Source organism: Acidobacteriota bacterium, assembly GCA_028875725.1.
Lineage (GTDB): Bacteria > Acidobacteriota > Thermoanaerobaculia > Multivoradales > Multivoraceae > Multivorans.
Genome location: JAPPCR010000006.1, coordinates 520,231 through 543,706, shown reverse-complemented (window position 1 = coordinate 543,706; position 23,476 = coordinate 520,231). Strand labels below are relative to the sequence as shown.

General features: G+C 67.3%; 21 protein-coding genes. 14 read left to right on the top strand and 7 right to left on the bottom strand.

Annotation, left to right across the window (positions count from 1 at the left end; translation table 11 throughout):
• Positions 1-15 precede the first annotated feature (15 nt).
• On the top strand, positions 16-624 hold the full coding sequence (pyrE, locus tag OXI49_04295; protein MDE2689710.1) for an orotate phosphoribosyltransferase: 609 nt from the start codon (positions 16-18) through the stop codon (positions 622-624).
• Positions 621-2,837: a hypothetical protein gene (locus OXI49_04290; protein ID MDE2689709.1), complete on the top strand. Its 2,217-nt coding sequence runs from the start codon at positions 621-623 to the stop codon at positions 2,835-2,837. Before pyrE ends, OXI49_04290 begins: the two co-directional genes overlap by 4 nt.
• A 27-nt stretch (positions 2,838-2,864) precedes the next feature.
• On the opposite strand, the gene OXI49_04285 is transcribed toward OXI49_04290, so the two are convergent.
• Positions 2,865-3,497 carry a GNAT family N-acetyltransferase gene (locus tag OXI49_04285; GenBank protein MDE2689708.1) on the bottom strand — a complete coding sequence of 211 codons (633 nt, stop codon included), beginning with the start codon at positions 3,495-3,497 and terminating at the stop codon, positions 2,865-2,867.
• A gap of 163 nt (positions 3,498-3,660) precedes the next feature.
• On the opposite strand from OXI49_04285, the gene OXI49_04280 reads away from it, so the two are divergent.
• On the top strand, positions 3,661-6,024 hold the full coding sequence (locus OXI49_04280) for a sulfatase-like hydrolase/transferase (GenBank protein MDE2689707.1): 2,364 nt from the start codon (positions 3,661-3,663) through the stop codon (positions 6,022-6,024).
• 21 nt (positions 6,025-6,045) lie between these two features.
• Here the strand turns inward: OXI49_04280 and OXI49_04275 are convergent, their stop codons facing one another.
• Both OXI49_04275 and OXI49_04270 read right to left on the bottom strand, forming a co-directional pair.
• Positions 6,046-6,597 (bottom strand): nuclear transport factor 2 family protein, encoded by a 552-nt coding sequence (locus OXI49_04275; protein ID MDE2689706.1) that lies wholly within the window; start codon positions 6,595-6,597, stop codon positions 6,046-6,048.
• Positions 6,598-6,608: 11 nt separating this feature from the next.
• Positions 6,609-9,425: a TonB-dependent receptor gene (locus OXI49_04270; GenBank protein ID MDE2689705.1), complete on the bottom strand. Its 2,817-nt coding sequence runs from the start codon at positions 9,423-9,425 to the stop codon at positions 6,609-6,611.
• A 212-nt stretch (positions 9,426-9,637) separates the two neighbouring features.
• Here OXI49_04270 and OXI49_04265 point away from each other — a divergent pair, with 212 nt between their 5' ends.
• The 7 genes from OXI49_04265 to OXI49_04235 all read left to right on the top strand — a co-directional run bounded on the left by OXI49_04265 (position 9,638) and on the right by OXI49_04235 (position 15,382).
• On the top strand, positions 9,638-10,156 hold the full coding sequence (locus tag OXI49_04265) for a hypothetical protein (GenBank protein ID MDE2689704.1): 519 nt from the start codon (positions 9,638-9,640) through the stop codon (positions 10,154-10,156).
• Between the two features lie 2 nt (positions 10,157-10,158).
• Positions 10,159-11,340: an amine dehydrogenase large subunit gene (locus OXI49_04260; GenBank protein ID MDE2689703.1), complete on the top strand. Its 1,182-nt coding sequence runs from the start codon at positions 10,159-10,161 to the stop codon at positions 11,338-11,340.
• 7 nt (positions 11,341-11,347) lie between these two features.
• The gene (locus OXI49_04255; GenBank protein MDE2689702.1) at positions 11,348-11,908 is read left to right on the top strand and encodes a hypothetical protein; all 561 of its coding nucleotides are present in this window, start codon (positions 11,348-11,350) and stop codon (positions 11,906-11,908) included.
• Complete coding sequence (gene mauD / locus OXI49_04250; GenBank protein ID MDE2689701.1) at positions 11,905-12,543, top strand: methylamine dehydrogenase accessory protein MauD; 639 nt, start codon at positions 11,905-11,907, stop codon at positions 12,541-12,543. Before OXI49_04255 ends, mauD begins: the two co-directional genes overlap by 4 nt.
• Before the next feature lie 8 nt (positions 12,544-12,551).
• Positions 12,552-13,070: a hypothetical protein gene (locus OXI49_04245; protein ID MDE2689700.1), complete on the top strand. Its 519-nt coding sequence runs from the start codon at positions 12,552-12,554 to the stop codon at positions 13,068-13,070.
• Between the two features lie 13 nt (positions 13,071-13,083).
• On the top strand, positions 13,084-13,554 hold the full coding sequence (locus OXI49_04240; protein ID MDE2689699.1) for a cytochrome c: 471 nt from the start codon (positions 13,084-13,086) through the stop codon (positions 13,552-13,554).
• 88 nt (positions 13,555-13,642) lie between these two features.
• On the top strand, positions 13,643-15,382 hold the full coding sequence (locus OXI49_04235) for a winged helix-turn-helix domain-containing protein (protein MDE2689698.1): 1,740 nt from the start codon (positions 13,643-13,645) through the stop codon (positions 15,380-15,382).
• 22 nt (positions 15,383-15,404) lie between these two features.
• Here the strand turns inward: OXI49_04235 and OXI49_04230 are convergent, their stop codons facing one another.
• Positions 15,405-15,923, bottom strand: coding sequence for a hypothetical protein (locus OXI49_04230; protein ID MDE2689697.1), 519 nt, complete (start codon positions 15,921-15,923; stop codon positions 15,405-15,407).
• A 119-nt stretch (positions 15,924-16,042) separates the two neighbouring features.
• Here OXI49_04230 and OXI49_04225 point away from each other — a divergent pair, with 119 nt between their 5' ends.
• On the top strand, positions 16,043-17,719 hold the full coding sequence (locus OXI49_04225; GenBank protein MDE2689696.1) for a tetratricopeptide repeat protein: 1,677 nt from the start codon (positions 16,043-16,045) through the stop codon (positions 17,717-17,719).
• Between the two features lie 7 nt (positions 17,720-17,726).
• Here OXI49_04225 and OXI49_04220 read toward each other — a convergent pair whose 3' ends face one another.
• On the bottom strand, positions 17,727-18,356 hold the full coding sequence (locus OXI49_04220) for a GNAT family N-acetyltransferase (protein MDE2689695.1): 630 nt from the start codon (positions 18,354-18,356) through the stop codon (positions 17,727-17,729).
• Positions 18,357-18,448: 92 nt separating this feature from the next.
• Between OXI49_04220 and OXI49_04215 the strand changes: the two genes are divergently transcribed.
• Positions 18,449-19,096, top strand: a complete 648-nt coding sequence (locus tag OXI49_04215; protein MDE2689694.1) for a GNAT family N-acetyltransferase — start codon at positions 18,449-18,451, stop codon at positions 19,094-19,096.
• Between the two features lie 38 nt (positions 19,097-19,134).
• Here the strand turns inward: OXI49_04215 and OXI49_04210 are convergent, their stop codons facing one another.
• A complete protein-coding gene (locus OXI49_04210) occupies positions 19,135-20,802 on the bottom strand; it encodes a PQQ-binding-like beta-propeller repeat protein (protein MDE2689693.1) in 1,668 nt (555 codons plus the stop codon).
• 398 nt (positions 20,803-21,200) lie between these two features.
• On the opposite strand from OXI49_04210, the gene rpsN reads away from it, so the two are divergent.
• Complete coding sequence (rpsN, locus tag OXI49_04205; GenBank protein MDE2689692.1) at positions 21,201-21,506, top strand: 30S ribosomal protein S14; 306 nt, start codon at positions 21,201-21,203, stop codon at positions 21,504-21,506.
• Positions 21,507-21,605: 99 nt separating this feature from the next.
• Here rpsN and OXI49_04200 read toward each other — a convergent pair whose 3' ends face one another.
• The gene (locus OXI49_04200; GenBank protein ID MDE2689691.1) at positions 21,606-22,172 is read right to left on the bottom strand and encodes a hypothetical protein; all 567 of its coding nucleotides are present in this window, start codon (positions 22,170-22,172) and stop codon (positions 21,606-21,608) included.
• Positions 22,173-22,318: 146 nt separating this feature from the next.
• Between OXI49_04200 and OXI49_04195 the strand changes: the two genes are divergently transcribed.
• Positions 22,319-23,347, top strand: a complete 1,029-nt coding sequence (locus tag OXI49_04195) for a D-2-hydroxyacid dehydrogenase (GenBank protein MDE2689690.1) — start codon at positions 22,319-22,321, stop codon at positions 23,345-23,347.
• Positions 23,348-23,476 lie beyond the last annotated feature (129 nt).

Genomic DNA, 23,476 nt, shown 5'->3' with positions numbered 1-23,476 from the left:
ATACCCTCTCCGGCCGTGCCGGACCCAAAGAACGACCCGCGATTGCACGAACTGCAGGCCTTGCTCCAGGAGCGGAGCATCGCCAAGGGAGACTTCGTCCTGACCTCCGGCGCGCGCTCGCACTACTACTGCGACACGAAGGCGACGGTGCTGTCGCCGCGGGGCTCGCGGCTGATCGGCGAAGCCCTCTGCGAGCAGCTCCGGTCCTTCGGCGTCGACGCCGTGGGCGGACCCGAAGTGGGCGGCGCCTACCTGGCGACGGCGGCCTCGGTGGCCAGCGACCTCGACGGCACTCCGCTCTTCGGCTTCCTCGTCCGCAACAAGGCGAAGGGCCACGGCACCAGCGCCCGAATCGACGCCTCGTACCACCCGGACGGACGCAAGTTGATCGTCAAGGGACGCCGGGTGGCCGTGGTCGACGATGTCGTGACGTCCGCCGGCTCGATCATCCGCGCGATCGAAGCGGTCGAGGCCGAAGGCTGTGAAGTCGCGGCGGTGTCCGCGGTCGTCGACCGGCAGGAAGGCGGCGGCGACCGCCTGCGGAGCCTCGGCTACGACTTCCGGCCGCTGTTCCTCGCCGACAACGAGGGCGACCTGACGCTCTACGCCGGGGACGGACGATGAGGCGCCGCGGAACGACGCGCCGCGGCCGGCGCCTCGCCGCCGCGGCCACCGTCGCGCTGGCCGCCCTGACGCTGACCGGGATCGCCACCGACCCGGCGCCCGCCCACGTGCGGATCACGACCGACATCAACTTCGCCAACGACGTGCGGCCGATCCTCCGCCGCTACTGCATGCCCTGCCACAACCCGAAGGGCTCGGCGCCGGACTACATCGACCTGACCACCTACGGCAACGACGCGAAGCCCGGCGCCCGCGCCTGGGCGGTGGCGATCGAAGAAGAACTGATGACCGGCCGCATGCCGCCGTGGACCGCGGACGCCCGCTACGACCACTTCCGGAACTCCCGACGGATGAGCCAGCAGGAGATCGACATCGTCGTCGCCTGGGTGCAGGGCGGCGGACCCCAGGGGCCCCGGCGCAACTTGCCGCCGCCGCTGGAGTTCACGGAGGAGGAGTGGGTGCTCGGCTACCCGGACGTGGTGCTCGAGCCTTCGGCTGGGACGGTCGTCGCGTCCGGGGAGCAGACCGCCTCGCACCGCGAGGTGCTCGCCGTCGAGCTCGAGGAGGACGCCTGGATCACGGGCTACGAGTTCCGGCCGCAGAACCCTGGCGTCGTCTACCGGATGGCGGCCTGGGTCCACCAGCCCGACGACGCGGAGCCCGAGCAACTCGAAGTCGAGGTCCAGGTGCCGTACGACCCGTTCCGCGACGAGGACGAACCCGAGCCGACCCGGATGCGCACCGCGACTGCCGGCCCGCAGTTCCTCGGCCAGTGGCTCCGCGGCGACGACCCGGTGCTGCTGCCGGACGGCGCCGGCAAGCGGCTCAGAACGGGCTCGAAGATCGAACTCGTCATCGAGTACCGGCGCCGTCCGAACGACGACTCGCGGATCGAAGTCCGCGACCGCTCGAGTCTCGGTCTGTTCCTGGCCCGGACCGAGGACGAGGTCGAGCTCTGGGTGGAGAGCGCGCGGGCCGGCGGCGAGGTCGCGTTGAAGGGCCGCCGGGCCGCACGGCCGCAGACCGTGAGCATCTCCCTGACCGAACGCGCCCGTCTGATCGGGCTCCACCCGCACGTCGGCGACCGGCTCGAGGCGATGGAGGTCCGCGTCCACTTCCCGGACCAGCGCGCGCAGACCGTCCTCTACGTTCCCGAGTACGACCCCGAGTTTCCGGCCAGCTACCTGTTCGAGGAGGCGATCCACGCCCCGCCCGGCACCCGGGTCGAGCTGATCGGATCGTTCGATGTCGGCAGGGCGAAGAACCCCCTCGTCCAGCCCTTCGCGCTCCACGTCGACTACGAGCTCGACGACCACCTCGTGTTGCCGGAGATCTTCGTGCCGCGCGACGAGCCCCAGTCCCGCGGCGGCATGCTGGCTGCCGGCCTCGGCGGCACCGACCTGCCGGCCGGCGGCGAAGGTGGCGTGCCGGGGCTCGCGGCCAATCCGGCCGACCCGAACGCCGCCGCCCACATGGACCACAACCCGCTCCACGGCGGTCAGTTCTTCATGGCGGCGAACAACTACCACCACCTGGAGGGAGCGCTGCCGAACAACGGCGAGTTCCGCCTCTACATCTACGACGACTTCAAGCAGCCGGTCGATCCGCGGAACTTCGGCGGCGACGTCGTGTTCGAGGCCTGGAACGAGGAGACGGAGAACTGGGATGAGACCCGCTACCCGATGGCGCCGGCGATCGGCAGCGACTACCTCATCTCGGAGATTCCCGGCGAACTTCCCGCCGAGTTCTTCGCCCACGTCTGGCTCGCCGGCGAACAGCAGCGCTACGACTTCTACTTCGAGGAGACCACGGTCGAGCCGGCCGGCGGCGCCTCCCGCGGCGGCGGCGCGATCCGCGCCGGGCCGCACAGCCACGAGCGGCCGCCGATGACGATCCCCGAGTATCCGGTCGCGATCACCGCCCTGATGGCGCTGAAGCGGGACCGTGTCCGCAGCCAGATCGAGAACGGCGAGTGGCTCACGCTCTACGTGCCCGCCTTCGACGCGAGGGACCTGGCCGAAGCGCTGCTCGACCGGCTGGACGGGCTGAGCGCGCGCGAGCGGGGACAGGCGCGCCAGGCGATCGGACGCGTGATGCAGAGCGCCGCGGAACTCGACCGCAGCGGCGACCTGGCCGACCGGGCTCGCGCGCAGCGAGCCTTCGACCGCTTCGACGGCGGTGTCCGGGAGCTGGAGGATCTGATCAGCCCGTGACCGCCAGAGTCCGGCGCCGCAAAGCTCCTAGCTGAAGTTCAGCGCCATCCGCATTTCCATCGGCACGCCGTGCTGGTGCGGAATCGGCGCGACGACTTGGGCGAGGCAGTGCATCCCCAGGTATCGGTAGAAGCCGACGGCATCCGCGTCCGACAGGACGTCGAGATGGAGGCCTCGCATGCCGGCGCGCTTGCTCCGCTCGATCGCATGGTCGACGAGCTTCCTGCCGATGCCCTTCCCCCGTAGCGGCTCCTCCACGGCCAGAGCGCAGATGTAGTAGACGCTCGACGGGATCACCGCGTTCAGGTACTTGCACTGGTAGGCGCGCTCAGCGAGCAGGTTCAGCCTGTCCATCGTGACCTCGCCCGACTCGATCATCGGACCCCAAAGACCGCCCAGCGCTTTCTTGCGCGGCGCGAACTCGGGACCGTTGTAACCGAGTTCGAGCCCCAGCAGTTCGTCGCCGTCCAGCGCGATCGTCGTGCGGTCGTACGAATACAGCGTGCCCGGCACCCGCCAGGCGGCCTTGACCATCAGGTCGAACAGCTCCCGGCCGTCGAACTGGTAGCCGTAGGACGAGGGGCCGGTTTCCCAGATCAGGTTGGTGAACTGATCCGCGTAGCGGTCCAGATGTTCCTCCGCTGCTTGAACGATCTCCATCGAGTCTGCTCCTTTCCCTGAGGGCCTGTAACGCCTGAACTGCAGCAGCTTAGTACGATGGAATCCTCAGGTCAGCCAGATGGTCATTTCCAAAGGAACGCTTCGGCGCTTACGCTCATCTCACTGGGCGCTCGGCTCACGATTCCTTGCCATCTGCGTGGCCGTGCTGGTCGGCTGCGCGCCTGGAGACGCCCCCCGGGATGCTTCGGAACCGGTCCCTGAGGTCGCACGGGAACCGCTACCCACCTGGGAAGAAACCGCCGGCGACGTCGCCGCCGACCGGTTGAACGTCATCCTGGTCACGATCGACACGCTGCGTGCCGACCGGCTCTCCAGCTACGGCTCGGAACTGGTTTCCACCCCCCACATGGACCGGCTCGCCCGGGAAGGCGTGCGTTTCTCGAACGCCGCCACCGCGGTGCCGTTCACGCTGCCGGCGCACTGCTCGATCATGACCGGCACCTACCCGCCGTTCCACGGCGTCCGGGAGAACGTCGGCTACTCGCTGGACGAAACGCTGCCCACTCTCGCCGAGGTGCTTTCCCGCGGCGGATGGGACACGGCGGGGTTCGTCAGCGCCTTCGTCCTCGACTCGCGCTGGGGAATCGGCCGCGGCTTCGACCGCTACCGCGACGACTTCCAGCTCGACCCGAACAAGCCCTCCGTCAACGTCGGCCACGTACAGCACGAGGGGCCGGACACGATCGAGCATGCACTGGCCTGGCTCGACGAGCCCCGCGACCAGCCGTTCTTCCTCTGGGTCCATCTGTTCGAGCCGCACGATCCCTACACGCCGCCCGAGCCCTACCGGTCGCAGTATCCCGACCGCCCCTATGATGCCGAGGTGGCCTACGCCGACGCGCTCGTCGGCCTGCTCCGCGAAGGCCTGGAGAGCCGAGGGGTGATGGACGACTCGGTGTTCGTCCTGACCTCCGACCACGGCGAGGGCCTGGGCCAGCACGGCGAAGGCTTCCACGGCTACTTCATCTACGACTCGACCGTCCACGTTCCCCTCGTTCTGCGCCTGCCCTTCGGGGAGTTCGAGGGGCGGGTCGTCGACGAAGCCGTCAGCCACGTCGACATCCTGCCGACCGTCCTCTCGATCGTCGGCCAGGAGGTGCCGGCCGAGGCGCAGGGCGTCGACCTGCTGCCGCTGATCCTGGGACGGGAACCGGCATCGGCGCGCGAGGTCTACACGGAGTCGTACTACTCCCTTTACCACTACAACTGGGCGCCCCTGCGCTCGATCCGGACCGAGTCCGAGAAGTTCATCGAGACGACGAACCCCGAGCTCTACCTCCTGCGGGAGGACGCCCACGAAGAGAACAACGTGCTGCTCCAGGAGCGGGAGCTGGCGCGCTCCCTGCGCGACCGCCTGCTCGCCTACTACCGCGACCTGAAGTCATCGGGTGAGCGGCCCGGCGGGCGCCCCGACCTCGATACCGAGACGCTGGCCCAACTGCGCGCCCTGGGCTACCTGGCCGGCCGTGCCAGCGGTGGGGTCGACGAGGACGACGGAGTCGAGCGAACGGACCCCAAGGAGCGAATCGCCGTTCACCGGGCGATCATGGAGGCGCAGAGCTTCATCGGACGCGGCGACGAGGAGGGGGCCGAGGAGTACCTGCGTGCCGCCCTGGAACTGGACGCCAGCATCGTCGACGCGAATCAGATGCTGGGCGGCATCGTCGGTCGCCGCGCCGACGAGGCCTCGCGGCGCGGAGACGAAGCAGTGTCAGCGGACCTCAACCGTCAGGCCCTGGAACTCTACCAGCAGGCACTCGCCCTGAACCCGGAACACCAGGCCTCCCTGCTCGGACTCGCCACGAGCTACTGGCGGCTCGGCCGGCTCGAGGAGGCTCTCGTGGGCTTTCACCGGCTGGTGGAACTCGCGCCCTACGAGTCGAACGCGGCGATCGCGATGAGCGACATCTACGCCGACCTGGACCGCCTTCCCGAGGCGCTGCGCGTCGTTGAGGCGGCAGCGGCAGAAGAAGTGGCGCCCGCGTGGATCCACAATCAGCACGGCGAACTCCTGGCGCTCCTGGGGCGGAGCCGGGAATCGGCCGCTCACTTCGAGAGAGCGATCGCCAAGAACCCGGAGATCGGCCAGCCCTGGTTCAACCTCGCACTGACTCACGAGGAGGCCGGCCGGCCGGAACAAGCGGTCGCGGCCTACGAGCAGGCGCTCGAACACGCGCCCTACCACTTCCGCGCCCAGTTCAACCTCGGACACCTGTTCGGCCGGCTCGGCCGGCCGGAGGACCAACTGGAGATGTGGCGCGCGGCAATCCGCTCGAACCCGGAGTTCGTTCTCGGCTACTACCACCTGGCCAAGCTCCACATGGATCGCGGCGACGACCTGGATCGCGCCGAACTGCTGGTCCGGGAGGGGTTGCGCCGCGATCCGGACGGCGGCTTCGGACCGTTCGGCTACTTCGTCCTCGCCGACATCCTCAACCGGAAGGGACGCCTGCCCGAAGCGAGGGAAGCGGTAGAGAACGGGCGGCGCCTACAGGCCCGCGGCTAGTCGGAGACAGGCCTGGCGGCGCTAGGCCGGCAGGTCGCCCACCAGCTCGAACCAGACCTGCACCTTGCCGTCGTGGACGAGGTACATGGCCGTGATGTTCGAGGTCGTGGGACCGCTCTCGGTCGTGAAGCTCTCATCCCGCTCGTGGATCACGAGGTTCCCGAGCACCCGCTCCCTGGTGATCATCAGGTTGGGATCGGTCAGGCCGCCCATCAACTGCTTCATGTTCTCGAGGATCACCTCGCCACCCTCGGTCATCGACCGCGCCCAGGGCCCTTCGGCCGCGTGGGTGATGAACCGGGCGTCATCGGCCATGACGCTTGCGAACCGCTCCCAGTCACTCGTTTCGAGGGCCTTCACGAAGTCGCGGGCCGTCTGTCGGTGTGCGATCTCCGCCTCCGTCAGACCGGCATCGTCACCCGCCGGGGCGGTCTGATCCGCCGCGGCAGCGGCTTCCTCCCCTGCGGCCCCGGCTTCCTCCGCCGGAGCACAGGCCGCCGCGAGAATTCCGAGCGGGGCCGCGGCCAGAAGAGTGCGGCGATCCAAAGGGAACGGCGTTTCAGCCTTCTTCATGTCAGAACCTCCTAGAAGTCGAAGCCCACGCGTATCGCCACCCGTCGCGGCAGGAAGTACCTCGACGGCACGAGTTCAGCCGGATAGCGACCGTAGCTGCCCCAGTAGTAGTGGCCGTCGTCGTCCAGGAGGTTCAGCGCCTGCAGGTCAACCTTCAGGCCAACGTCGTCGCCCAGCGTGAACCGGCGCGCCAGACCGATGTCGATCTGCTTGCGCGGCGGCATCCGGCGGGCGCCGGTCATCGCCTCCAGCGGCACCGTGACGTTTCCCTGGTTCAGGCGTACCCGTGCCATGTGGCGGTACGGGCGGCCATCCTCGTAGTTCAGGATCGTGACCAGCCGCAGGTCCCAGGGGAGATCGAAGGTCGCCTGGGTCCGGAACGTCCACGGCCGATCGCTCTGACCCAACTCGCCTCCGAACAGGTGATGGTTCGGGTCCGATCCCTGGTTGCCGATGTAGAAGGCGTTGTTCTGGCTCTCCTGGAGCGCGTCGGGCTGGAACCCCTTCGATTCCGCCCAGCCGAGCGACCCGTCCAGCGACCAGCGGCCGGTGTGCCGCTTGGCGAAGGTGAGGAAGGCGCCCTTGTACTTCTGGTGGTACTTGGTCCCCGGCGGGGCGTTCGCCGCGTTCCCGGGGCGGTTGCCCTTCTGAAGTGTCGGCTGAACGATCATGTTCTTCAGCATGATCGTCTCCCCCGTCAGCGGGTTGACGTAGGGCATGTCCTCGTACTCGCCGTCGTCCCCGATCTGCCAGCCGATCATGTCCGTCGTCTCGTGCGTGATGAGCTGGAGACCGACGACGTACTCGCCGAGCTGCTTCTCGTACCCCACCGCGTACTGATCGGTCTGGGGCCGTTTCAGGTCCTTCCTCGGCAGTCTGAAGGTGCCATTGCCTACCTCAGAGAAGTAGACGAAGGGACCATGCCGGTTCGCGCTGTAGCCGAACCGCGCGACGGGCCGGTCCGGATGGGGCTGTTGCCAGTTCGAGACGACGTTCATCTCGTGGTAGCGGCCGGCGGACAGCCGAAGCACGGCCTGCCGGTCACCGTCGCCGATCCGATAGGCCAGTCCCAACCGCGGGTCCACGCTCGAGTAGTCGACGACGTCCGAGTACTTCGGCGAGAACTCCCCTGTCGTCACGCCGCAGTTCAGCTTGTCGCAGAGGTAGGACTCCAGGATCGGATAGGGCGGAATCTCGCCTTTGTCCGAGTCGGTCCGGACGCCGAGGTTCAGGGTCAGGCGATCGTTGACGCGCCAGGAGTCGTCCACGTAGAACCCCAACGCCTCCGTGTCCGCGCCGTAGTAGTGCTCCTTGCGCGAGTACACGTAGTAGTTCGCTCCGTACTTGTAGTAGTACTTGCCACCGAAGCCGGGATAGACGGCCGCCGCCTTCTCGCCGCTGCTGCTGTACTGGAATCCGAACTTGAACTCGTGGCTGCCTGCGAGATCCTCGGCGAAGTGGGTCACCTTGGCATGGCCGCGGTTCCACCACACGGGGTACATGTAGGGATACGTCTTGCCGCCGCTCAGGGTCTGCGGACTCGTGTTGAAGTCGATGAAGGGCGACTCCAGGCTGCCGGTCGCCGAGACGTTGCGGTCCTTGTTGTGGATGTCGTTCCAGTTCACTTCGAGGATCGTGTTGCCGCCGAGTATCCCCTGGTAGCCGAGGCGCGTGTAGGGGACCAGGAGGTACTCCGTGCCCACCGCGGCCGGATTCGTGATCACGCGGCTGCTGCTGCCGTACGAGCGCGCGTAGTCCTCGAACTGGAAGGCCCCCGTCAGCGTATGCGAAGGATTGACCGACCAGTCGAGCTTCAGGTTGTAGTGGTCGAAGGTGCTGACCGGGATGTCGATGCTCGGCGTCGCTCCCGGCTCAAGCAACAGCTCCTCCTTGAGTCCGACCGCGGCGAAGAAGAACAGCTTGTCCTTCTTGACCGGGCCGCCCGCCGACAAAGTCCAACTGTTGTAGGTGTCCCTCACGAAACCGCGTTCGACTCCCGCTGCGTCCTCCACCTGGGGCCCCGAGGAGGTCAGCTCATCGAACTCGCCGGTGTAGGCCACGCGCCCCTGGAGTGTGTTGGTCCCCGACTTCGTAACCACGTTGACTGCGGCGCCGGTCATGTTCCCGTACTCGGCGGGCGCTCCGACGCCGAGCACCTGCACCTCGGCGATCGTGTCTGGATCCGCCCAGGCTCCAAAGATGTTGCCGGTATCCGGGAAGCTGATGTCCAGGCCGTCGACGTTCCAGGCCACGGACCCCTCGTCCCGGCCGTAGGCGGAAACGAACCCCGAGTAGACGCCGACCGACCCGACGTTGCCGTTCGCCGACACGCCGGGTGCCATCAGGGCGAGTTCCTGGAAGTTGCGCTGGGTCGTCGGCTTGGCGTCGATCAGGTCGGCCTGGAAGCTGCTGCTGGCCGACGAGCTCGTCACGTCGAGGATCGGCGCCTCGGAGGTCACGGTGATCGCCTCCTCCACTCCAGCGACCCGCATCGAGAAGTCCACGACCGCCACGCCGGAGATCGAGACGCGGACGCCTTCCACCGTCTCGGTCTCCATTCCCTCGAGCGTCGCGGTCAGGGTCACGAAGCCAGGCGGGAGTCCGGGGATCAGCCAGTCGCCATTGACACCTGAGACGGACGTGCGTTCACCGCGCACGATGTCGCCGGTGGCCTGCACCAGGACTCCCGGCAGGGCTTCGCCGTCCGCGGAGCGGACCGTTCCGCGCACTGAACCGACGTTCTGGGCGTAGGCCGCAGTCGACACGAGGAGCGCCAGAAGAACCAGAGCGAAGACGAGCCTCGCGGCTAGACGAGGAGAAGACGGCATACGGACCTCCCTTGGCGCAGTTTCAAACACCGTAAGGTTTACGGCCTTCCCCACCCGAGTCAAGGAACTTTTCTTAGCGAATCTGAGCGAACCTGAAATGCTCGTATCTGCCTTGACTTGCAGCACCTTCTCCGTCACAGTGATTCGACCTGAACACAGTCGAGAAGGTGGTCACCGGCACCGTCGGAACGCGCCTTCGGGAGGAGGACGACATGGGTCTCACGCGACTACTCGCATGCGGAGCCGCAACGGTCACGCTCCTTGCCACCCCGGCCGCGGCCGCCGACTCCCAGGAGGCGGCGAATCCAGCCTGCAAGGCCGCTCACCACCTGGTAGGCGAGTGGGAAGTCCACACCGGCGACGGCGCACTGATGGCCGAGGTCGTCTGGGAGCTGGGGCCGGAGGGTTGCTATCTCGTCGAAGAGTGGATGACCCGCATGGAGGGCATACGGGACTTCTTCTGCGTACTGGTCTACAGCGACACGCGGGACAACTGGAGCTACCTCTCCGCTTCCGGCAAGCCGGGCGGCCAGAGGATGCGGTTCGAGAACGGGAACATGATGGACGACGAGTTCCGCTTCGAGACGGCTGACCTGGACGAAGGAACGATCGGCCGCTTCAGCTTCTTCACGCTGCCCGACGGCCGCCTCCGCGAACTCTCCGTGCTCTCCACCGACGGCGGCGACACGTGGGAAACCGAGTACGAGCTGTTCTGGACCCGAAAGGAGTAGGTATGAAGAGGACGTTCTTCGCGCTGGCGCTCGTCGTCTCGACCGGACTGGCCGGAAACCCATCTTCGGCACAGATCGATCCGGCCTCCCTTCCGGAACCGCTGACCACCGCGACCCTTCCAGAGAAACCGGACGGAGCGCACTGGGTCTGGATCGCATCCTTCGCGAACTACGCGCACGCGGATCTCATCGATGCCGACAGCGGCACCCTTCTCGGCACGATCGAACTCGGCTACCAGGGCATCCTGCCCCAGATCCCCGGCTCGGGCGAGGAGATCTACAACCATGCCGTCTACATGTCGCGCGGCTACCACGGCGACCTCGTCGAGGTGGTCGAGATCTTCGATGCCAACACGCTCGAGATCAAGGGCGAGATCCCGATCGACCCGCCCAAGGCGATGCGGGGGCTGGCGAGCGCCAACCTGACGACCCTGACGGACAACGATCGCTTCCTCATCCAGTCGTTCTTCACGCCCGCCCTCAGCTTCGGAGTCGTCGACCTGCAGGAGCGGAAGTACGTCGGCGAGATCGAGACGGGCGGCTGCGCACACACGATGGCGGCCGGCCCGCGCCGGTTCCTCTCGCTGTGCGGCGACGGATCCGTGCTGACCGTCGACCTGGACGAGAACGGCGCAGAGAGCGGAAGAGAAACCCACCCCGGCTTCTTCGACGCAGAGGGGGACCCCCTGCACCCCACTGGCGCGAGATCGGGGGACGTCTGGTACTTCGCCTCGGTGCGCGGCGTGATGCACGCCGTCGACACGAGCGGCGGCGGGATCAGCTTCCAGGAACCCTGGACGTTCCGCGACGAGGACGAAGCGGGCGTCTGGGTGCCCGCCGCGCCGAACCAGCACATGGCGATCCACGAAGCCTCCGGCCGCATCTTCCTGCTGATGTCCGTCGTCCCGGATCTCGAGCGCAAGCCCGGCGGCTACGACTTCCACCGCGGCTTCGGCTTCGAAACCTGGGTGTTCGACATCGAGAGCCGTGAACGACTGGCGCGCTACAAGATGGACAAGGCCGCGGCCGCGGTCGCGGTGAGCCAGGACGACGCGCCGCTCCTCTACGCGTCGACCTACAGCCACGTCGACATCTACGACGCGAACACGGGCGAGGTGACGCGCACCCTGAACCCCGACGTGGAGGTCAGGGGCGTCCTCGTCATGATGCAACCCTGGGACTGACTCATCCATGAGCCTCGGGATCGACCCGGTCGTCCAGATCGCCGCGCGAGTTCTGCTCACGCTGCTGTTCCTCGGCACCGCCGTGCACAAGCTGCGCGACCTGCGGACGACCGCGGCGATCACGTCCCGCTACCTGCAGGGCTTCGGCTTGCCCCGTTCGCCCGTGCTCGCCGCGTTCGTGACCGCGGTCCTGATCGCCGCGGAGTTCGTCGCCGCCGGGCTTTGTGCGACCTATCCCTCGGGAGCGGCGGCTGCGGGTCTGGTTGCCGCGCTGCTCGGCGTGTACGCGCTCGGCATGTCCGTGAGCATCGCGCGCGGCATCGCACCCGAGGACTGCGGCTGCTCCTGGGCCGGGACGGCCGGGCAGCCAGCGGGATGGGCCCTGGTGCTGAGGAATCTCGTGCTGATCGCCGTGGCCCTGCTGCTGGTCCCGCAGGCTGCCGCGCGACCCCTCGAGTTCGCCGACCATGCCGGCGCCTTCTCGCTCGGCCTGTTCGCCATCGCCATGTACGCTACTGCGGACGTGCTCATCGCGAACCACGGTTTGCTCCGGGAAGGGACGTCTTGACGACCTCCGTCGGCATCCTGTTCGCGATCATGGGAGTCGCGATTCTCTGTCTGGCGGTGGTGAGTTTCGCGCTCGCCCGTCAGGTCGGCGTGATCCACCAGCGGATCGGCCCCGTCGGCGCGTTGGCGCTGAGCAAGACGGTGCGCGTCGGCGAGAAGTCGCCGGAGTTCCGGCTCGACGCCCTGGACGGCGAAGCGATCGTCCTGGGCGCTCCCGATCCGGATGGCAAGAGCACGTTGATCACGTTCCTGACACCCAAGTGTCCGGTGTGTGCGCAGCTCCTTCCGGCCCTCCGATCCATCGCCCGGAAAGAGTCGGACTGGCTGCGACTCGTCTTCGCGAGCGACGGCGACCCGGCGCAGCACGCCGAGTTTCGAACCAGGAGCCGGCTCGACGACTTCGCCTACGTGCTCTCGCCGGAACTCGGCATGACCTATGAGATCGGCAAGCTCCCGTATGGCGTCCTGCTCGACGAGAACGGGATCGTCGCGGCTCAGGGGCTCACGAACAGCCGGGAGCACGTGGAGAGCCTGTTCGAGGCGAAGAGGCTGGGCGTCAGTTCGATACAGGAGTTTCTCGAGCACCAGGAAGAAGGCCGGGTGCTCATCGCGGAGGGTTCACAACAACCATCGTGAGGTTTGCCATGAACTGGTTCGACAACATCTCGGTTCGCGCGGCCACTCGTCTGGCCGACAAGACCTCCCGGCGATCGGTGCTGGGCTCCATCGGTAGCGCCATCGCCGGCGGCGTTCTGTTGCCGCTGCTGCCGGTGGACCGGACGTTCGCGCAGGAAGCCGGGGACGACGCTGCCGAACCCATGCAGGATCCCATGCAGTGCGACTACTGGGCGTACTGCTCGGTCGACGGCTGGCTCTGCGGATGCTGCGGCGGTTCGACGAGTTCCTGTCCGCCAGGGTCCAAAGCCGCGCCCATCACCTGGACCGGCACCTGCCTGAATCCGGCGGACGGCAAGAGCTACGTCGTCGCCTACCACGACTGCTGCGGCGCCTTCCCCTGCCAGCGCTGCTACTGCAACACGAACGAAGGCGACACGATGCGCTATCACCCCCAGCGTTCGAACTCGGTGCTGTGGTGCGGCAACGGCGGCGCGCCCTTCGGCTACCACTGCACGATGTCGCGGATACTCTCGGTCGCCGAGTAGGACTCCACCACCCGTGCATTCCGAGGTACAGCGCGACCTGCATCGCCCTCTCGTTCTGCTCACGATCCTCGTCGTGTGCGCGAGCGCGGCCGTCGCCGGGGCCGAGGCGGACGACGCGGACATCTACCGTCTCGCCCACCTCGACTACATGCTGCACTGCCAGGGCTGCCACATGGCCGACGGGGCCGGCGTGGAGGGCACGGTCCCTCCCCTGCCCGGCGAGGTGGGCAAGTACATCGCCAGCCCCGAATGGCGGGACTATCTGGTCCAGGTGCCCGGCGCCTCCCAGGCTCTGATCGACGACGAGGCCCTGGCCCGGTTGATGACCTGGATCGTCCGCCGCTTCGATCCCGAGAACGCGAAGGACCTGAAGCCCTACGAGGCCGCGGAGGTCGGACGGCTGCGCAGCCAGCCCGTCACCAACCCGACCGAGGTGCGGCGACGGATCATCGCCGAGCTTTCCGAGCAACCTCAGGACGACTAGAGCCGCCCGGCGGCTCACTCGTCAGGACACCGCGACCGGCCGAAGCCGTCGGCCGCGCTGCTAGGCTCTGCCGACTCCTTTACCGGCCGTGTCTTTTCCTCCAGATCGTCGCACCTACCTCTTCGGCCCGTACCTGCTCGACCTCGGGCAGCGCCGCCTGCTCCGCGAGGGGAAGCTGGTTCCCCTCCGGCCGAAGGTCTTCGACACCCTGAGAGCGCTGGTCGAGAACCACGGCCGCCTCCTCCACAAGGAGGAGTTGATGGCGATGGTCTGGCCGGACACCGCGGTCGATGAGAGCAACCTCACACACAACCTCTCGGTACTGCGCAAGAGCCTGGGAAAGAACGACAAGGCGCAGTACGTCGTCACGCTTCCGGGTCGCGGTTACCGTTTCATTGCGCCGGTGGAAGCTCCTCTGGAGGGGTCCGTCGCGGTCCGGCCCTTCTTCAACCTGAGCCCGGATCCCGAACAGCAGTTCTTCTGCGATGGGGTGGCGGAGGAACTCATCGATGCCCTGGCGAGCGTCGACGGCTTGCGGGTCGTCGGTAGAACCTCCTCCTTCGATCGCCGGCTGAGAGACCTGAGCAGCCCGGAGGTCGGCGAAAAACTGGGCGTCTCGGCCATCCTGGAAGGCAGTGTGCGAAAAGCGGGCGAGCGCCTCCGGATCTCGGCGCACCTGATCCGTACGTCGGACGGCACCCAACTCTGGTCCGAGCGCTACGACCGGGAACTCGGAGACGTCTTCGAGATCCAGGAGGACATCGCGCGGGCAATCGTCAACCGTCTGCGAAGGAAGCTCCTGGCGCCGCATCCCGGCCCGATCGTCAAGCGTCCGACGCAGAGCCAGGAGGTGTACCAGCTCTACCTGGAGGCCCGCTATCACCTCGGCACACAGAAGGGCGATCGGGTCAAGCAGGCCATCGAACTGCTGGACCGGGCGCTCGAAATGCAGCCGGACTTCGCGCAAGGTCATGCCGTCCTCGCTCTGTGCTACGGAACGCTCGCGGTCGACGGCTTCCTGCGCGTCGGCGAAGCGGCGTCAAGAGCGGAAGAAGCGGTGCAAACGGCGCTGGCACTGAGCGACACGACCGCCACCGCGTACCGGGCCTGCGGCCTCCTGCGGGCCGCCCTGCAGTGGGACTGGCCCGCGGCGCAGCGCGCCTACCTGCGCGCGCTGCGACTCGATCCCGGGAACCCCAACGCCCGGTTCTCCTACGGGCAATACTTCCTGGCACCGGTCGGCCGCCTGGAGGAAGCGGAGCAGGAGCTGAAGACCGCCACGCACCTGGATCCGCTCGCGCCGATGCTGGGCCGAAGCCTGTGCTTCGTCTACTACCTGTCGCGTCGCTACGAGGAGGCGCTCTCCGAGGCGCGCCGGACGCTCGCCATCGACAGCACGTACCCGGCGACGCGATCACTGGCCGCTGCCTGCTACAGCGCCATGGACCGCCCGGACGAGGCGGTCCGCGAGCGACAGGTCCACCTGCGAAACGCCGGTCGTCCGAACGACGCCGAAACGATCGGGAGAATCCTCGAGAAGGAAGGCGAGCGGGGAGTGCTCCGCTGGAGCACGGCCCGATTGCTGAAGCGGGCCCGCAACGAGGATGCTCACTACGACTCGCTGGCCATACTGCACGCCTGGCTCGGCGAAAAAGACGCGGCCTTGCGCTGGCTGGAAGAAGCGATCAGGGTCAAGCGCGGAGTGGCCATGTGGGCGAAGGTCCATCCGGCGTTCGACGAGCTCCGTTCGGAGTCGCGCTTCCACGAGCTTCTCGACGGCATGGGCGTCAACGATCCCAAGGTCGCGTCACCTGGCGCCGTCGCCTAGTCCCGCCCGCGCTCCTCACGCATCAGCGCTGAACCCGAGGTCGCTCGGGGACCACCTCTTCGAAGCGCTTGATCCGGCGAGCCTCCTCGTGCCGCCCGAGTTGCTCGAGCGTCTGGGCAAGCTCGAACAGGAGGACATCCTCCGGCAGGCTGCTGTCTCCGTCCTCGATCAGGTTCTCCAGCCTGTCCGCCAGGTCCTCGAGTCGACCCTCCTCGCGATCCAGGTGGATCAGGCTCATCTCGGCGTCCGCCGCCAGATCGCCCGGGCCGCCTTCGGCCAGCCTCTCCCAAAGCGCACGGGCTTCCGCCACCCGGTGGCTCGCAGCTTCCAGCGCAGCCAGGTAACCGTGCGCGGCCCACGCCGCCCGGCTGCCGCGATAGTCCTCGATCAGGCGTTCAAAGCGCCGTCTCGTTTCTTCGGTTCGGCCAGGGATCCGGCTTGTCACGAGGGCGTCGTCGAGAGCCGCCTCCGCGGAGCTGTCGCGGACCAGGCGGCTTGCCAGAAACGCGCCGGCCACGAGCACCACCAGCAGGAGGGCCATGCTTCGGGCCCATGGACGACGCCGGCGCAGTCTCGCCTTCGATCGCATCGTTCTCCTTCGGACACACCCAGGCCGGAGGTCCGGTCGTGACTATAGTGTCAAAGGGAAAGAGGTCCCGAATGGCCAACGTCAGGGAAGCTCAGCGGCTGCCGCCCGTCTGGTGGCTGCCCGCGTCCTTCACTCTCCTGCTGCTTGCGTTCTCGCTGCATCCGCAGTTTCGCGCAAGCAACGAGTTGACCTGGGCGCTCTGGGGCGCCTGCGGCGTGCTCGCTCTTCTGCAGGGCCGGTTGCTGGCCGACTCAGGCCAGGGCGGGCGCGAGCTGAAACTGAAGGTCTCCCTGATCCCCTCGCACTACGTGCAGGCCTTCGTGCAGACCTGCATCTACGTCTACTGGGCCTTCTACTGGGAGCAGATGCGGCACCAGGCAGCGCTCATCCTGGCGCAGATCGTCTTCGCCTACGCCTTCGACATGCTCGTGGGCTGGTCGAGACGAAAGACCTGGCACCTGGGCTTCGGGCAGTTTCCGATCATTCTGAGCACGAACTTCTTCCTCTGCTTCAAGGAGGAGTGGTTCTACCTGCAGTTCGCGATGATCGCCGTCGGCATCCTCGGCAAGGAGTTCTTCCGCTGGAACCGGGACGGCCGCAAGCGGCACATCTTCAACCCGTCGGGCTTCGCCCTCTCCGTCTTCTCGCTCGGCCTGATCCTCTCCGGGACGACGGACCTCACCTGGGGCGCCGAGATCGCGACGACCCTGGCCAACGCGCCCCACATGTACGTCGCGATCTTTATGGCCGGACTGGTCGTCCAGTTCTTCTTCTCAGTGACGATCGTGACCCTGTTCGCGGCGGCCGCCCTGGTCGTGGCCAACCTCGTCTACTCGAGCGTCACGGGCGTCCACTTCTTCGTCGACGCCAGCATTCCGATCGCGGTGTTCCTGGGCCTTCACCTCCTCGTCACTGATCCGTCGACGTCGCCCCGCAGCAGGCTGGGCAGCGCGGTGTTCGGGGCCCTCTACGGCTTGAGCGTCTTCGGCCTGTTCGAGTTCCTGCGCCAGGTCGATGTCCCCCTCTTCTACGACAAGCTGCTGTTCGTCCCGGTGCTCAACCTCTGCGTGCCGCTGCTCGACCGGCTCGGAAAGTCGCGCCGCGTGGAGAGCTTCCGCCTCTCGGCGTTGCTCCAGGCAACGAAGCCGCGGCGGGTGAACTACGCCTTCATGGCCGTCTGGATCGGCCTCTTCGGCTGGATGCTGGCTTCGAACTTCGTCGGCCGCGCGCACGAGGGCGACGACTTCAAGTACTGGCAGCAAGCCTGCGACGAGGGCAAGCGGTTCGCCTGCGAGAACCTGGTCACGAAGCTCGAACTCACGTGCAACAACGGCGGCGGCGAGGAGTGCAACATGCTGGGAGTGCTCTACAACCGGGGTGAGATCATGCCGTTCGATCCGCTGGAGGGCGTCTCCTACTTCGACCAGGCATGTCGCGGCGGCTTCCAAAAGGGCTGCCAGAACGTCGTCATCCAGGCGGTCTTCGACGGCAACGTGTCGATGACCTCCGCCGGCGTGTCCGACGCGATCGAACAGCTCCCCGCCGGCTGCGAGGACGGCGAGAGCATGAGCTGCTTCCTGCTCGGCTACGCCCACGTGCACGGCCACGGCGTGCCAAAGGACATCCCCCTGGCCCAGGACCTCCTCTCCACCGCCTGCAACATGGGCGAAGCCGCGGCCTGCGCGGAACTGGAGAAGGGGCTGGGGACTCTCTTCTTCCCGCCGGACAGCAGGCCCAACTCCCCTTAGGCGACTCCTAGTAGTCCAGCGCCATCCGCATTTCCATCGGGATGCCGTTCCGGTGCGGGATCGGCGCGACCGTTTCGGTCAGGCACTCCATCCCGAGGGAGTTGTAGAAGTGGACCGCTGGAGTACCCGAGAGCACATCGAGGTGCAGACCGCGAAGACCTTCGCTCTTCGAGTCGTCGATCGCCCGCTGCATCAGCTTCTTGCCGATCCCCTCACCCCGCCGGGACTCGACGACGGCGAGCGCGTGAACGTAGTAGACCGCCGACGGAATCGCGACGTTCAGGTAGCTGGCCAGATAGGCGGCCCGTCCGATCTCGCCGAGCTGCTCCCTCGTGACTCGGCCCGACTCGATCAGCGGCGCCCACAGCGCGCCCAGCGTCTTCTTGCGCGCGGCGAATTCCGGACCGCGGAAGCCGATCTCGATCGCCAGGAGTTCGTCGCTCTCGACCGCGATCGTCGTGCAGTCGTAGCCGAACAGCGTGCCTGCCCTGGACCACGAGGCCTTGACGATCTCGTCGTAGAACTCCCGGCCGCCGAACTGGTACTCGTAGGTGGTCGGTCCGGTCTCGTAGACGAGGTCCGCGACCTCGTCCGCCCACTTCTGAGCGTGAGCCTCGGTTGCCTGCATGATATCCATCGCTGCGCTCCCTTCTCTGATTGCCAGGTCTCAGATTGGTCGTGATGCCGGCAGCCGCGTGCAGCGCCGCCGGCACGATAACTTCGGCCGCAGTGATTCACTACCGCCCGATGACGATGTCCGATCTCGGCAGCGTCCCCATCGACTGCCAGGGGCCGGAGGCCGTGATCCGTAGCCGAATCGCCGACCTTGGGGCGAGCGCGATCCTCGCCTTCGATGGCGAACAGCACGTAGGCCAACTCCAGTTCCGCCGCTACGACCCGGCACTACGCTCCCCCGCCGGCATCATGGATCCGTCCTACTGGGGCGACTTCGGTCAGGCGAACGCCCCCACCCTGCCACCGGGGACGCTGAACCTGTTCTGCTACCACGTCGGCCAGTTGACCAGCGGCAGTGCCCGCGATCCCCGATACCAGGGGAGGGGCATCGGCGTTGCGCTTCTCGAGCAGTTCGTACGCTGGGCCGACGCCACGGGCGTCGAGGCGACCGTCGCCAAGGCGCTGCCGCCCTACCGCGCGCTGGCCGTACTCATGGGCGGCCACCCGGCTTCGGTCTATGAGGATCACGGCTTCGAGGTCGCCGCCCGCTGGTGCGACCGCGATCTCCGCGACCGGCTCCCCAACGTTCTCGCCGGGGAGCACGGTGACGGCGTCGCCGTTGCGCTGCGGCAGCTCTGCGACGAGGGCCTCACTCTCGACGCGCTTGCCGAAGTGGCGATGGTCGTCCGCCGGTGCCAGTAGGAGACCTGCGGACGGTGGGCGCCCCGGCCCGCCCATCGCTACTCCTGACCATGGATACGCCTGGAGTCGAAGTCCATCCAGGTGACAAGCCATTTGCCGCCACGCTTGTTCACGAGCATCTCGAGTCCGAAGTCCAGCCCGGCGGATGTGATCCACCGGGTTCCGGTGACCTTGGCCGTGGCGCCGTCCCACTCGACCACCATCTCGTCGCTTGGAGTCCTGCTGCCGGCGGTCGACCCGAGATAGTCGCGGAAGACATCCTTGTCGGCGCCGCTGTAGGACCTGAAGTCCTCGCCCAGATAGGTCCACATGAGGTCCATGTCGCCGTCCGCCATGGCCTTCAGCATGGCCCGCACCGCGACCTTGACGGCCTCGGTGTCCTCCTTGGAGCCTCCGGCGGCATCAGCCGTCGCGGACGTCGTAGCGGTGGACCGCTCACCGGCCTCCGTGACCCGGGTCGAAGCCAGATCGAAGGCGGCCAGGTGTTCCTCGTCCTTCACGTAGACCCGTGACCCGGAGAGCGCCAGGTGGGCCCAGGTCGTGCTGTCGGCCACCTCCCAGGAGGCCAGTTCCCGGTACGCCGACGGATCCGCCGCGATCACCTTGAGTTCCGCTTCGTCCGTCAGCACGAGGAGGCGGTCGCCGACGGCGATCACCGACGCATAGGCGGCCCACCGGCCGGGCCCCTGCCAGACGATCTCTCCGGTGGCGGGATCGAGACAGACGAAGGTGCCGGCTCTCTTGTTCGAACGGAAGTACAGGTGGTCGCCGACGAGCACCGCGGAGTCCATGTAGAGCTCCGCGTCCGTCGTCTTCCAGACCTCGCTCACCGACCAGTCGCCCTTCGCCTTGGCCGGCGGTTCGACCCTGATCGCGGCAGTCCCCCACTGGTAACCCGAGAGGATGAACTTGCCGTCGTAACGAACCGCGGTCGGCGTGTTCTGCTGGAAGGCAGTCGTGAAGTCGAGCGACCACAGCGGATCGCCATCGGTGGCGCCGACTCCGAAAAAGGACACGTCGTCCATCGTCACGATCTGTCGCACACCGCCGTGGTCGAACGCCACGGGCGAGGCGTATGCCGGCGGTCCGTCGACGCGCCACACTTCCTCGCCGGTCGTCTTGTCGTAGGCGACCAGCGCGCCCTCATCTCCCTGCTGCTCGTTGCCCGTGGTGCCGATCGGAACGATCAGCAGGTTGCCCTCGACCAGCGGCGACGAGGCGGTCCCCCAAACCGGGTACGGCTCCTCGTAGAGATCGTCGAAGGTCTTCTCCCAGCGCACATTGCCCGAACCGGCGTCCACGGCCAGAAGACGCTCCCTGATACCGAAGCTGTAGACCGAATCGCCTTCAGCGAGCATGGTCGACTTCGGACCCGGGCCGTACTGGATTGCCGCGGTTCTGGGCGCGTAGGAGGCAACGTAGCTGTGCCGCCAGAGCTCCTCGCCGGTCGCCGCCGACAGGGCGAGCACAACCTCCTCCTCGCCCTGCCGCGCGTGCACGAAAACGCGATCGCCGACCACGATGGGAGAGGACTGACCACCGCCGACCCGCACTTTCCAGAGTTGGTGGAGTGCCGAGGGCAGCTCTGCTGGAAGTTCGGCGCCGACCGCCTGACCGTCGCGATTCGGCCCGCGCCACTGCGGCCAGTCGGAGCCCTGGGCGGCTGAAGGTACGGTCAGGGCACCGAGCACGAGCGCCGCGACCACCCATCTACTGATCCCTGGAGCCGGTGCCCAACTCGCTGCGAGACGTCCCGATTCGCACGCTCCACCCATGACACAAACCTCCCGTCTCAGTTGCCTCAGGGCTTGCCGTCGAAGACTCATCGGACCAACGCCCGCCCTCTAACGTACCGATTCCGACATGACCGTCACACCTGTAGATGGTCAGCGTCACGTTGTCCGAGTCCGCTCTGACGGTCAAGGGGCTTTTGTTAGCGAACCTGAGCGAATGTTTGCGCGAACGGGACGAGCCGGCTCGCCAGGTGCCAGCGCAGACGCTCCCGGGGAAACCTGCTAAGGTACGCGCTCCCTGCGCGCCGCGGCAGCGGACGCGCCGGGCAGGCCACGTCGGCATCGAAATCAGCCAAGGGAACACGGAACAGATGGCCACCAAGGCATCAGTCGCCAAGAACGACCGCCGCAAGCAGATCGTCGAGAGATACAAGGAGCGCCGCGACGAGTTGCGGGCGCTGGCGAAGGACGAGCGTCTGCCGCCCGACCAGCGCTTCGAGGCCCAACGCCTGCTGAACAAGCTCCCCCGCGACTCCAGCCCGGTTCGTGTCCGCAACCGCTGCGCCGTCAGCGGCCGGCCCCGCGGCTACTACCGGAAGTTCGGCCTGTCGCGGATCGCCCTGCGCGACCTCGCGCTCCGCGGCGAGCTCCCGGGCGTGATCAAGGCGAGCTGGTAGCGGACCGGCGAAGCGCAAGCGCTCGTCGGGAACCTACGCGCGGCGCTCCGCGGCGGCAGCAACCCCGTCCGGGCGTGATCAAGGCGAGCTGGTAGCGCCTCAGCCGCCGAGCGCCGCGGCCAGCTCGGCGAGCATCCGCCGCTCCTCGCGGGACACGCTGCCGAGACCGAGGAAGCCGCCCGCGGCTTCAGCGACGGCCTGCGCCCGGCTCATGATGTCGCCGCGCACCCTCGCGGCGTCCGCTTCGTCGAGCTCGGCGACCAGCGCGGCCGCATAGCCCTTCCAGGCCTCGAGCAGTTCCGCTCCCGGACGCCGCTCCAGCCAGGCGGAGAGGAGTTCGGCAGCAGTCGACCCGCGAGTCACCCCGGCGTCCCTGGCGGCCTGCATGATCGCGTCCCGCTCCGCGGCGTCCATCGCGTGGTCCGACCACGCAACCTCGATCAGCGGCACCAGACCCGCCGCCACCAGCGCCTCGCCGTGCATGCCCGCATCGAGCAGGGCGCCGAGAACGTCACGGTGCGCGATGCCCGAAGCCGCAGCCAGTTCATCAAGTTGCTGCTCACGCTCTTTCTTCGCGCGGAGCTCGTCGATCAGCTCCCTGTCCATGTTGCGGAAGAAGGCATCCTCCAGTGAATCGCCGCGTTCGCGGAGGGCGTCGGTCGTCATCTGGCTCGCTTCCTGTCGGTTTGGGGCGTCGGTTCTCGGGGCCGAGAGCGGCGGCATGGTAACACCTGAGGAACCGCCCGCGGCAGGCACTGCTACGCTCCACACTTCGCCCGTTTACAACCGCCTATCGCTCAGGAGACACGCCCATGCTCCACCGTCCAGCGCTGGATCTCAGACCGGTTCTGCTCACCGTTCTTCTCCTCCTGTTCGCGGCCTCCGGCGCGTTCGGGCAGACCGTCACGGTGTGCATGCCGGCGTTCTTTACCGATGCGCTCGGAGACCTGGAGGACGAGCACGACAACCTCGACCTGGTCGCCCTGGAAGAGGGCCTCGACCCGAACGTCTGCAACGGCCTGATCGCGGGCTACCGCGGCATCGAGAACTTCCTGACGGCCGACAGCAAGCTGCGCTGGATCCAGAGCAACTCCGCCGGTGTCGAGGGCTTCCTCGAGATTCCCGACCTGCGCGACAGCGACATCACCCTGACCAACGCGAAGATCATCCAGGGCCCGGAGATCGCCGACCACGCCTTTGCCCTGCTCCTGAACTTCACCCGCAACATCAAGGCGTTCAACGCCCAGATGCCGGAAGGCTGGAACACGGACCGCGCGCTGCCGATGATCGAGCTCCGGGGCAAGACTGCCCTGGTCATCGGCCTCGGCGGCATCGGCACCCAGATCGCGCAGCGGGCCGCGGCCTTCGGCATGACCGTGATCGGCGTCGATCCGAAGGACATCCCGATCCACCGCGATGTCGCCTACGTCGGCAAGCCCGACGAACTCGACGACCTGCTGCCGCGGGCCGACGTCGTCTTCTCCTCCGTGCCGCACACGCCCGCCACGGAGGGCATGATCGGCGCCCGCCAGTTCGAGCTGATGAAGCAGGACGTCTACTTCATCAACATCTCGCGCGGCAAGATCGTCGACACGGACGCCCTGGTCGCGGCGCTTGAAAGCGGCAAGGTCCGCGCCGCCGGCCTCGACGTGACCGATCCCGAGCCGCTGCCGACCGGTCACCCGCTGTGGACGATGTCGAACGTGACGATCACCCCGCACCTGGCGACGATCTCCGACCGGCTGGAAGAGCGTCGAACGCAGCTCCTGCGCGACAACATCACGCGCTTCGCGACCGGCAGGCCGCTGCGCAACGTGGTCAACAAGCAGGTCGGCTACTAAGACGCCTATCCGTCACAGGGCGTTTCTCGCCCTCCTGCTCGGCGCCGCCGCCGCGGCCGCCCAACCGGCTGCGGACGCTCTGCCGCAGCTTCTCGATCCGTTCGCGTTCCGCCACGTCGGGCCGATCGG